This window comes from Candidatus Poribacteria bacterium, from assembly GCA_021162805.1.
In the GTDB taxonomy this organism is placed as follows: domain Bacteria; phylum Poribacteria; class WGA-4E; order B28-G17; family B28-G17; genus JAGGXZ01.
Window position 1 is genome coordinate 1 of the sequence record JAGGXZ010000227.1, and the last position, 11,321, is coordinate 11,321.

9 protein-coding genes are annotated in these 11,321 nt (G+C 51.8%); all 9 read left to right on the forward strand.

Going from position 1 to position 11,321, the window contains the following annotated elements:
• Positions 1–125: 125 nt before the first annotated feature.
• From proC to J7M22_18950, 9 genes are read left to right on the forward strand one after another with little or no spacing between them, the layout of a single operon-like run.
• Positions 126–926: a pyrroline-5-carboxylate reductase gene (proC, locus tag J7M22_18910; protein MCD6508675.1), complete on the forward strand. Its 801-nt coding sequence runs from the start codon at positions 126–128 to the stop codon at positions 924–926.
• 1 nt (position 927) lies between these two features.
• Positions 928–1,197 (forward strand): YggT family protein, encoded by a 270-nt coding sequence (locus J7M22_18915; GenBank protein ID MCD6508676.1) that lies wholly within the window; start codon positions 928–930, stop codon positions 1,195–1,197.
• 22 nt (positions 1,198–1,219) lie between these two features.
• On the forward strand, positions 1,220–1,771 hold the full coding sequence (locus J7M22_18920; protein ID MCD6508677.1) for a DivIVA domain-containing protein: 552 nt from the start codon (positions 1,220–1,222) through the stop codon (positions 1,769–1,771).
• Complete coding sequence (locus J7M22_18925; GenBank protein ID MCD6508678.1) at positions 1,686–3,812, forward strand: class I tRNA ligase family protein; 2,127 nt, start codon at positions 1,686–1,688, stop codon at positions 3,810–3,812. The genes J7M22_18920 and J7M22_18925 overlap by 86 nt, the downstream gene beginning before the upstream one ends.
• Positions 3,809–4,288: a signal peptidase II gene (gene lspA, locus J7M22_18930; GenBank protein MCD6508679.1), complete on the forward strand. Its 480-nt coding sequence runs from the start codon at positions 3,809–3,811 to the stop codon at positions 4,286–4,288. The genes J7M22_18925 and lspA overlap by 4 nt, the downstream gene beginning before the upstream one ends.
• Positions 4,281–4,691: a hypothetical protein gene (locus tag J7M22_18935; protein ID MCD6508680.1), complete on the forward strand. Its 411-nt coding sequence runs from the start codon at positions 4,281–4,283 to the stop codon at positions 4,689–4,691. Before lspA ends, J7M22_18935 begins: the two co-directional genes overlap by 8 nt.
• A 37-nt stretch (positions 4,692–4,728) precedes the next feature.
• Positions 4,729–5,304, forward strand: coding sequence for a sigma-70 family RNA polymerase sigma factor (locus J7M22_18940; protein ID MCD6508681.1), 576 nt, complete (start codon positions 4,729–4,731; stop codon positions 5,302–5,304).
• Positions 5,305–5,307: 3 nt separating this feature from the next.
• Positions 5,308–6,159, forward strand: a complete 852-nt coding sequence (locus tag J7M22_18945) for a zf-HC2 domain-containing protein (protein ID MCD6508682.1) — start codon at positions 5,308–5,310, stop codon at positions 6,157–6,159.
• A gap of 27 nt (positions 6,160–6,186) precedes the next feature.
• Positions 6,187–10,752: a tetratricopeptide repeat protein gene (locus J7M22_18950; protein ID MCD6508683.1), complete on the forward strand. Its 4,566-nt coding sequence runs from the start codon at positions 6,187–6,189 to the stop codon at positions 10,750–10,752.
• The last annotated feature ends 569 nt before the right edge of the window (positions 10,753–11,321 follow it).

Sequence of the window (11,321 nt, forward strand, 5' to 3'; positions counted from 1 at the left end):
GCAGGGATAGTGATCGAGGAGGGAGCGGACAGGTTCGCCTATAGAAACGGCCTTTTCGTCATAGGTCAAAGCGGCGAGACAGCTAAGATTCTCAACGATGAGAAATTCAAGCCGAGGTATTGGTGATGAGACTTGGAATCCTGGGCGTGGGCAACATGGGAGAGGCGATACTCAGAGGCGTTTTAAAGGGGAAGGTCCTGGACGCCTCTCAGATCTCAATATATGATGTGGTGAGGGAGAAAGTTGAGAGACTGGCGGTTGAACTTGGTGTTAAGGGCGTTTCGAGCATAGCTGATCTGGTTGATCCCTCGGATGCCGTTCTGTATTCGGCTAAACCTCAAAACGTCCCGGAGGTTTTACCGGAGCTTGCAAGGCATATGAAACCGCCGAAGTTCCTCATATCCATAGCCGCTGGGGTGAAAACAAGCAGGCTGGAGTCGTTTTTCCGGGACGAGCTTCCGGTTGTCAGAGTTATGCCGAATATAGCGGCGCTCGTCGGTGAGGCTGCCTCCGCTATATGTCCCGGCAGATTCGCCTCGAAGGAACATCTGGATTTCGCCCTGAAGATATTCCGGGCTGTGGGCGATGCGATCGTGGTCGAGGAGAAGATGATGGACGCCGTAACGGGATTGAGCGGAAGCGGACCGGCCTTCGTATTTCTGATGATGGAGGCCCTGGCCGACGCGGGAGTTCAGCTCGGCCTCCCGCGTGAGGAGGCTGCGACTCTGGCGATCCAAACCGTGCTGGGGACGGCAAGGCTGATCTCCGAGACGAAAGAACATCCCGCTCTACTTAGAAACAAGGTTACCTCCCCCGGCGGCACAACCGCAATGGGGTTGTTCGAACTGGAATCAAGCGGCGTTCGGGCAGCGATAATGAGGGCTGTGATCGCCGCCGCTAGAAGATCGGAAGAACTCGGAGGGTGAGATGTTATATAGAACGTTGGCTGAGTTGATACATCTCGTCATCAACCTTTATATCTGGATATTGGTGATAAACGCCATCCTCTCCTGGATCGCCTTCGCATCGTATAACGTCACGATCAGGAGGATATACTCGATCACAACGGGACTTACTCAGCCGGTGCTCAGACCGATCAGAAGGCTGGTCTATCCCCTAACTCGAAGGCTAGGTGTGGACATATCGCCTCTTATAGCCATCTTTATACTTATCACCATCGATAGAATCATAATTTAAATCGTTTAGGGGGGTCGGATCTATGCTGACCGCTTTAGATATCTATCAACAGGAGTTCAAGAGGAGCTTCAGAGGTTACGATCCCGATGAGGTGGAGAGCTTCCTCGAGCTGGTGGCGGCGAGCTTCGAGCAGATGACGCGTGAAAACAGCATGCTTAAAAGCAGGATCGCGGCTTTGGAGGAGAAGATAGAGGAGTATAGGAAAAAGGAGGAGAGCCTGCGTGAGACGTTGCTCTCCGTCCAGAAATTCGAGGAAAGCGCAAAAACGGCAGCTCAGAGGGAGAGCGAAATCATAATCAATCAGGCCAAGCTCGAGGCACAGAGGATAATTCAGGAGGCGGAGGAGAAAGCCAACAGGATAAGGGAGGAGATAAACAGGCTTAAAAACCTCAAAGAGCGATTTATCGCCGAATATCGAGCCCTCCTACAGACACATTACGAACTGCTTATGGAGATGGAAAGGCGGCGCAAGGACGAGGAGGAGTTCGATGAGACAACCCTCATGGAGCATCACGAAGATGATGAAGGCGGAGGAGAAAATACTGAAAAGATGGGAAGAGATGGAGATACATAAGAAGTTGGCTCAAAAGACACCTCACGGGCTTAAATATGTCGTCCATGAGGCGCCGATCCCGGTCTGTGGCATAACGGATGAGATCATCGCCGCGAGGATAACCAGAGACGTATACCTCAGGTACAAATCCATGACGGGGTTCAACGTGATCTGCTCGCCTCAATGGAACGTGTTCGATCCCAGAGTTGAAAAGAGCGTTCTGGACGAGCAGGGCGATGCGATCAGGGGAAGAGACGGAAAGATCGACATGCGAAAGTTGAGAAAAGCGTGTCGGGAAAAGGCCTTTGAGCTGATAGAGGGGATAACACCGACGTTCAAGAGGCTCGGTATCATCTCAGATTGGGACGAAAAACCTTCCCTGGAGTCGAAATTCGCCTCGAGAACGGCGGAAGCTATAGGTTGTCTATATGATGGAGGCTATCTCTCAAATGAGGTTAAATCTCTGCATTGGTGTGTGATATGCCAGGAACCTGTAGACCCCAAGGAGTCTGTTTTCGGGATCAGAAAATCGATCTCCGCCTATGTAAGATTGCCCCTTTTGAAAGGGCTCGAAAGATTTGGAAGAAAGGTATATCTGATCGCTTTTTCGAGGGAGATGTGGATCTTCCTCGGATCAAGCGCCGTGGTAGCTCGGAATGGAAGATACGTAGCGATGCTATGTGAGGATGGGGTCTACGTGGATTTGGCCTCTTCGCCCTGGATCAGGAAGCTACGGCCAAAAGCTATCAAGGAGATCGATCCGGATGAACTTCAAGGGGTGATCTGCGATCATCCGATAACCGGCAGGGAGATGCCGGTGATTCTCACCGATTCATGGGATGAAGAAGGGGAGGGCGGCTTCTCCGTCATATCGCCCGCTCATAGCCCAGAGGACTATTTCATAGCTCTGGAGCACTGTCTCGAAATAACCCCGATCGTTGATGATGAGGGCAGGCTGAACGAACTGACGGGAGATCTGTGTGAGTCGAGGTTCGATTCCGTGGAGGAATTGATCCGAGATGAGCTTAGGGGAAGAGGATATCTGATCGCCGAGTCGAGGAGGAAAGCGCCGGTGCTATTGTGTCCCTGCTGTGGAGAGCAGACCATCTTTAAGCCTTCCGTCCAGTGGTTTTTCAATTCATACCCCATATCCCTTGGAAGGCTATGGGGTGTGCCGATGTTCGTTATCTATTGTAACAGATGCGAGGGACCGGTTCTCTCCGAGAAGATAGGGAAGCATATAAGGAATTCGCTCAACAGACGCGGGGTGGACTCGTGGTTCAGACTCGATCCGGGGGAAATCCTGCCGGAGGAGATCTCATGTCAGAGATGCGGCTGCGGTGAGTTCCATAAAGCCGAAGGAACGGTTGCGCCGATTTTCGCCTTTGCCGTTAACCAGGCGTATAAGCTTAGCAGGCGCAGGGACAGGGTGAACGTAATCGACCTCATAATCGAACCCTCACCTGTTATGGAAAGATGGCTTCCTATGCTGAAGAAGCTGATGGAACTGCTGTATGATGATGCTCTGATCTCACCTATCATCCTCCCCGTTAACCCGCCGGAACGGGGAGAGGGGCGAGATATCCACGATGAGCTCAGGAGCGGCGATATCGGGAGACTTTCATTTTTCATAGGCCGTTCAAGGGCGGTAGAGATGGTCGGAAACCTGTATGGTCTGTTCGAAAAGATCCTGGAGATGACAAGAGGAATTGAAGGGGAATTCGACTTCGCCAAAATTAATCCCGATGCTCGATCCCTCCTGACGGATTTTGACATCCTGGCGGGAGAGATTATGAGCATGTATGAGTCGCTTAGGATAGAGGAGGCGATAGAGAAGCTGTCGCGTTTTACGTTCGATCGAATCGGCTCTTATCTGGAGAGCGCCCGGAAGGAAAAGGTCTTTCTCACCCTGCTGAAGGAGATATCCGTCGATCTCCTTAAACTATGGGCGCCCATAACACCCTTTATGGCGGAGAGGATATGGTTGGAGATGAACCCTGAAAATGGGGGAAGTTCCATCTTCATGCAGATGATGCCTCTGGGATGGATGGGGGAAAGATGAAACGAATTTATCTGCTTTTAGCCATAGCGATTCCCATAACGGTGCTGGATCAGATCGCAAAGTGGATCGTGCGGTCGAACCTTAAGCCTTGGGAATCAAAGCCGATCATACCCGGATTCCTATATCTCAGCCATGTGGCGAACAGAGGCGCTGCCTTTGGCATAATGAGGGGATTGAGCTGGCTTTTGATACCGATATCTATCCTCGCGATCGTCTTCATATTTCTCTACTACAAGGCATATCGGAAGGATGTGTGGATGAGGATCTCCCTGGGGTTCCTCCTGGGAGGAGCTCTGGGAAACCTTATCGATAGGGTGAGGCTTGGATATGTCGTGGATTTCGTTGACCTCAGGTGGTGGCCTTCCTTTAATTTGGCGGATGCTTCCGTATGCATCGGGGCTATCCTCCTAGCATATAGACTCGGCTTTAGAAAGGTGAAAGAGGATGAAGAAAAGTGGAGGGATATCAATGCGTAGCGCTTCAATCGCTCTAGCCCTCACCTTTATCATCATAGCCTCGTCACTCAATCTATCCTTCGCTCAGGAGGATCAGTCGGCTCAGTATCAGTATTCCGAAGGCACTATACGCCGGTTTGAGATAATCACCCTCGTCTCACTGCCGTTTACCTCCATCCACAGCTACCTGATCGTCAGACTGGTTGAGATGGCGAGGCAGGGAGAGGTGTCGCCAGATCTATCAAATGGGGACTGGCACGCCATCCAGGCCTGTGCTGTCGGGATGGCACTGCTTGTGGGAGTGTGGGACTGGCTTCATACGAGATCTATCGATCGGAACGAGCCGAGGATACCGAACCTAAAACCCCCGAAGGAAAAGGGGAGCGAGGGAACCGAGCTCTCGGCCATCAGGATAAAATTTTGAACGATTTTAACTCCAGCGGTGTCTAATACGACGAGCGATGGAAGAGCTGGTGACCGATACAACCCTGATAGAAAGCCTGCTTGAGGGGAATATCGAGGCACTCGGCGTGCTGTTCGAGAGATACAGGCGCATGGTGTATAACGTCGCCTATAGAATAACCAGATCCCATCATGACGCCAGCGATGTGACGCAGGAGACGTTCATCAAAGTTTTCAAGTCGATATCCCGTTTCAGAGGAGAATCGAACGTCGAGACCTGGATATACCGGATAGCGGTTAATTCCGCTCTCAATCATCTCCGAAAGATGGAGAGGAGGAGGGAAGAACCGTTTGATGACGTGCCGGAAGGGGAGATCCCGCCGACGAAACGCTCATCCGATGATCCCGGGAGATGCCTTGAAAGGAATGAGCTCAGACGGGCGATATCTCAAGCCATGAGGAAACTCTCGCCCGATCACAGGGCCGTGGTGGTACTACACGACGTCGAGGGACTCACCCACGCGGAGATATCGAAGATATTGGGGTGCTCTGAGGGCACCGTGAAATCTCGCCTTCACTATGCTAGGAAAAAGCTCAGGAGGATTTTAAAACCCCTTGTTGAGACGGGGATATGAGACATGAGATTGAGATGCCGAACCGTTAGAGGACTTCTTTCAGAATACATAGATGGGGATCTTCCCCCTGAACTTCATGTGGCTATATCGGCCCACCTATCCGGATGTGAACGGTGCCGCCGGGAGATCGAGGAGCTGCGTAGGACAGTTGAGCTGGTTAGGGAGGAGGAGATTCCTATGCCGTCTGAATCGCATTTCGATGAACTCTGGTCGGGGATAACGGCTGAAATCGAGGAGGTGGCGGTTCACACCGGATTTAAGCTTTATCTTATGCGGGGGCTGAGATCGGTTAGAGAGACGCTGGAAGGGTGGGGGATATCGTGGAAGATCAAGTATGTCGTCGTTACGCTGGCGTTGATCCTACTCTCTTTGATTGTCGACAGGACTCTGTTTCGCCCTTCAGTCGATGAGATACTCTTCAACACCATCCAGAGATCTCTGAGCTCCGAAAAAGCCCCTTTCCTGGCGATTGAGGTGCCGAGGTACTCAAACCGACCGATCACCGCTGACTACAAGACGGGGCTTATACTTAGAAAGGACAAGGGCCGGTTCCAGGTGATGGGGGTGATGATCAATCTCAAGTCGGTTCAGATTAAGGATGGCGTGCTGACACTTGTAGGTGATATCGATCTGAGCAAACCTCCCGAGGGAGATGACCTCCCGAGGTCGGATGGTATACCTGCGCCGGAGCTCAAACTCAAGGATATAGCGTTATCCTCCCCCAGCAGGGTCTGGCTTTCCGATTCCCCTAAGCCCAGGGAAAGCAGGCTATCCGAGAAAAGCCTGCTTAGATCCATGATATACGCCGATACCGATGCGGCCTTCGCTAACGTCTCAATAGGAGATTTAAACTAAACAAACCAGATCAAGGAGGCAGAGAGTATGAATCTGAAAGTTTTGGGTGTGATAGCCGGGATAGTCCTGGCCGTCGTGATGCTTTGGCCCAGCGGAAGCTCTCAGAAAGTCAAGGTCCTTTATGAAGAGGCCGAGCAGTTGCTTTCTGAGGGCAAATATGAGGATGCTATAACTAAATATAACGAAGCCTTGGGTGAATCGAAGAAGTGGGGCGTTAACACCGAGGTCATCGATAAAGATTTCGATAGTCTCGCCAAGTATAAGATCGCCTTCTGCTATGCCAAGCTTGGTGATACGACGGGCGATCTGACATACTATGATAAAGCGCTTAAGTACATCAAGGAGGTCTATGCCAAGGCGATCGTCCCAAAACATAAAGAGGCCGTGACATTCCTGTGGGGACACGTGCTGTTTAAGATGGAGAGATATGAGGAGGCCGAGCCGAAGTTCAGAGAGCTGATCGCCAACTTCCCAAGCAGCACAAACGTCGAGAACGCATGGTATTCGGTCGGCGTGCTCAACTATCAACTTGAAAGGTATGAGGAGGCGAGAAAGGCGTTCAGGGTGATCGTGGACGAGTTCCCAAACTCCAAGTTCAGAGATGACGCCCAATACCGCATTGCACAGTCCTACATGAAGGAGAAGAACTGGGAGATGGCCTATCAGGAGTTCGACAAGATCACACCCGAGATGTTCCCAAAGCAGAGACAGCTTATACCGGAGGCGAGATATAAGGCGGCGTACTGTCTTATGATGCTTAACAGGGACGACGAGGCCCTCTCCAGATACGCCCAGTTCGTCACGGATTATCCCGAAAGCCGCTACATCACCGCCGCCTACTTCGACATGGGAACCATCTACACCCGCCAGAAGGACTACGAGAGCGCCCTGCAGAACTATCAGCTCGCACTGGAAAGCACGGATGATCCGAGGTTGAAAGCCGAGATACAGTACAACATCGGCGAAAACTACTTCGACCAGGAGGATTATGAAAGCGCTTTGGCGGCATACCAAAAGGTCATCCAGGATTATCCCAATAGCTCCTTCGTCCAACCATCTAAGTTCAAAATCGGCGAATGCTACATGAAGATGAAGGACTGGAAGAACGCCGTTCAGGCATATCAGGTCGTGCTGAAAGATTACCCGGGGAGCGAGTATGAGCCGTACTCCACCTTCCAGGTCGGAGAGGCGTATTATCAGTTGGGTGATTATGAGAAAGCGCTGGAATGGTACAAGAAAGCGGTGGACAAATTCCCGAAAGATCCCATAATGCCTTACGCGATGTACGGGATGCTCTGGAGTTTGAGTAAGCTCAAGAGATACGAGGAACTGGAGAAACTGGCAAGGCAGTTTATAGCTGAGCGCAAAAACGATGAGGACTTCGACCTGCAGGCGGCCGAGATGCAGATGAAACTCGGGGATATATACTTCGAGTTGGCGGAAAACGATATCAAACAGGGGAAGGTCGATTCAGCGATCAACAGATACGAACAGGCCATACAGGAATACGCCAAGACGTGGACAGATTACAAGGAGCTGCCGAAGTTCAACCTGATCAAGTGCGTCTCCAAGTTCCAGGAGGCCCTCAGCTATTACAAGATCGCTGAGGCCCAGGACTTCAAAGACACCCAGGCCCTCAGAAGCTGCGCCAAGGCATACGAACAGGTGCTGGATAAGTTCTACAGAAACTTCGATATGAGCCACGACTTCCCTGAGAGGAGCACTGTGGTTGAAAACTCTCTGATGAACCTCGGCCTTACCTATGAGAAACTCCAGGACTGGGATAACGCCCGAAGGATATACTCGGAGATACCCGCCTCCAGTCCCAATTACAAGAAGGCTCAGCTTCTCATCGCCGAGACCTACATCACCGAGGGTAAAACCGATCAGGGGATTGAATACTACAGGAAGATCATAGCCGATCCACACTTTGACAAGGACACCAAGACGATGGCGGAGATCAAACTGGCCGATCTCCTCAGACATAGCAAGAGATATCTGGAGGCCATTCAACAGTATGAGCGTATCGTCAAGGAGTATCCCGACAGCGAATACGCCGATGAGGCTCAGTATCTGGTCGGACTGTGTTACTACAGCATAGAGCCCAGGACGAAGGAGAACCTGCTGAAGGCGATCGAGGCCTTCCAGAAGCTGATAGACAACTATCCCAACAGCAACAACGTTGCCGACGCCTACTTCGGCATAGCCCAGTCGCGCAAGGAGCTCGGCGAGATGGGCGATGAGACTCAATGGGCCAAGATCATCGAGATATGCGATTACATCAACTCCAACTTCGCCGATAAAGAGGACGAGAGGACGCAGAAGGTCGTGGCCAATGCTAATCTGTTGAAGGTTTACGCCGCCGAGAAAGCCGGCTCGACGGAGGTCGGCGCCGATGCCCTCATAGCCAGCCTGAGGAAGGTCGTTCAGAGCAGAACCGCCGATCCGGAGACGAAAGCCAGATCACAGTTGAAGATCGGTCACATGCTCTTTGAGGCCAAAAAGTATCAGGAGGCCATCCCTGAGTATCAGAAGGTCGCGGACATGTTCCCGCAAAGCTCGCTTGCGCCCCTGGCGCTCTATCAGGTTGCTGTCTGTTATTACAAACTCGGCAACTATGATACCGCAGCTCAGACGGCAAGAGCCGCTCTCAGCAAATACAAGCTCGATCCTGACATGCTTGTCAGCGTCAACTATACCCTCGGCCTCTCGCTTGAGAAGCTGAATCAGAACCAGGATGCGATCGATGCCTTTAAAAAGGTCGTCTCACAGGAGGGCAAGATCACAAAGGCGGACAGGAAAAACATCATCTACGCAGCACATACGGAACTCGCTAAGCTCTACTTCGCCACCAAGCAGTATCCGGAGGCCGTTGTGGAGTATCAATATATAGTCCGCAACGCCAAGGACGATAAGATCAAAGCTCAGGCCCTTATCTCGATGGCGAACGTATACGAGACCAACCTCGGCGACTATCAGGCAGCCGTGGATGCCTATAAGCAGGTAGCTCAGATGAACATCGATCCGGCTTTCACCGCTTCCGCATACTACAGGATGGGGTTGATCTACGCCAACAAGCTCAAGGACATGCAGAACGCCTCGATGATGTTCGATGCCCTCATCAAAGGGTTCTCCGACTCCAAAGACGCCAACATCAAGGCGATGGTCTCAGACGCCAGCGTGAGGCTCTCCGATATCTACTACAAACAGGGCGATCTTGAAAAGGCGATCACGGAGGCCGAGCGCATAGCGAAGTTAGTTCTGAGCTCTCCTAAATCCTCCATGCTCCAAAAGGTTCAAGCTCAATATCAGGTGGGATATCTCTATTCACAGTTGGCCAGGAAATACTACGAGCAGGAAGGAGGAAACACCCCCGGCACGGAAGCGTATAACAGCTATACCGACGCCGCCAGAAAATCGGCCGCCGCCTATGCGAAGGTCGCCGAGCTAATCCAGCCGGTGGAGACCGCTCCCAAAGAGGCGATAAAGTTCTTGCGCTTCGCCCTCTTCCAGGCCGGTCAGACCTACTACGCCCTGGGATATACGAAAGATCACCAAGCCGCAAGACCGCTGCTCGAGAATTACGTTAAATACGCCGATCAGGGCCTTTTCGGCGATCCCAAGACCGACAATGAACTCAAGAAGGAGCTTCAGACGGCCATGTCATATCTCGGAACGGTGTACTTCCAGCTGGCGAGGGTTAACCAGTTGAACATGGCCCTCTTCGCCAAATGCGCTCAGGTGTTTAGCGATATGGTTAGACGATGGCCGAATGAACCCGATGCAGGGCGATGGCAGTATCAGGCCGGCGAGGCGTACTTCGCCATGAAGGATTACCAGAAGGCGCTTCAGGAATATAGGAAGGTCGTTGACAACTATCCGAACAACCCCGCTGCGGCTGATGCCCTCTACGCCATGGCAGCCTGCTATCAGATTCTCGCCAATCAGACGGATGATCCGAACAAGAAGAAGCAGTACACGGATAAGGTATACGCCCTCAACGAAGAGCTGGTCGCGAAATACCCGACGAGCAAATATGCCGGCGAGGCCTATATCAACGTCGGGAACAAGTATTATAACGACGCCATTCAGCCTGACGTCGGAGTTGACAAGCGCATACAGCTCTACGAGAAGGCGATCGAGATGTACAGAAAGGCCCTACAGGTTCCCAACGTTGACCCGCGGGTTAAGGCACAGGCGGAGGGATTCCTGAGGGATACCGAGGAAGCTGTTGCGTATGATATCTACAGCAAAGGGTTGGACATGCTGGATGAGGCCAAGCGACTGAAAGGCGAGGCTCAGAAGAAGAAAGCCCTGGAAGTGGCCAAATACTTCGAGAACCTGATCCAGAAATATCCGAATACAACTTCCGCCGATATCGCATACATCCAGGTTGGAACCGCCTACGAGCTGATGGAGGATTGGGAAAAAGCCCTGAAGGCCTACGAGGCACTGAGAACGAAGTATGTGGATAAGACCACCGGAAAACAGATCATACCCGATAGCGACAGCGTTATAAAAGCTCTGGACTACGCTACGCAGCGATACGCCCTCGTCTACCAGTATTATATCTCCACTAAAGGGAAAAAGTGACATCGCTGATGTAGGGGCGCGGGGTTTGCGCCCCTACAATACTTGCTTGAAAAACGAGGTTGGGGTTGGTATAATTTATGTACCTGGTAAACTGGCGTCGATTACCAATAAGAAGCCCCTCAGCAGTTGACCGAAAGTGTGTCGAAGAAGGAACGAGGAACTAGGAGCGAGGAACGAGGATTTTTATCTCCTCGTTCCCGGTTCCTTTCTCCTCGTTCCTCCTCCGCACACAGGGCTTCTTAAGAACAGGTTAAGGTTTAGGTTAAGGTTAAGAAGAATCTCAACCTTAGCCTTAACCTCTGTTGGTGGTTGCCTACGTGAACGGTTCTCGCTTGGCGAGTAAGCATGACAGGGTGTCGCACCAGCCCTGTCTGGCAAAACCGTCGCATTGCCGAGGTGCACCTTAACCTCGAAAGGGAGAGGCAGGAATGCCAAAGTGCGAGCGAAAAATCTTTCGCCCGTACTCAAGGGAAATAAGAACGAACACAATTGGTAGGCTTCGGCTCATAGAGCGGCCGGGAGCCTTGGTCTATCTGCCGCAATGGGATAGAAAGGAGGGGGTTCCTCAA

What these genes read in the sequence shown, in the direction of transcription:
- proC (MCD6508675.1), top strand. Translation starts at nt 126, where the DNA reads ATGAGACTTGGAATCCTGGGCGTGGGCAACATGGGAGAGGCGATACTC.
- J7M22_18915 (MCD6508676.1), top strand. Translation starts at nt 928, where the DNA reads ATGTTATATAGAACGTTGGCTGAGTTGATACATCTCGTCATCAACCTT.
- J7M22_18920 (MCD6508677.1), top strand. Translation starts at nt 1,220, where the DNA reads ATGCTGACCGCTTTAGATATCTATCAACAGGAGTTCAAGAGGAGCTTC.
- J7M22_18925 (MCD6508678.1), top strand. Translation starts at nt 1,686, where the DNA reads ATGAGACAACCCTCATGGAGCATCACGAAGATGATGAAGGCGGAGGAG.
- lspA (MCD6508679.1), top strand. Translation starts at nt 3,809, where the DNA reads ATGAAACGAATTTATCTGCTTTTAGCCATAGCGATTCCCATAACGGTG.
- J7M22_18935 (MCD6508680.1), top strand. Translation starts at nt 4,281, where the DNA reads ATGCGTAGCGCTTCAATCGCTCTAGCCCTCACCTTTATCATCATAGCC.
- J7M22_18940 (MCD6508681.1), top strand. Translation starts at nt 4,729, where the DNA reads ATGGAAGAGCTGGTGACCGATACAACCCTGATAGAAAGCCTGCTTGAG.
- J7M22_18945 (MCD6508682.1), top strand. Translation starts at nt 5,308, where the DNA reads ATGAGATTGAGATGCCGAACCGTTAGAGGACTTCTTTCAGAATACATA.
- J7M22_18950 (MCD6508683.1), top strand. Translation starts at nt 6,187, where the DNA reads ATGAATCTGAAAGTTTTGGGTGTGATAGCCGGGATAGTCCTGGCCGTC.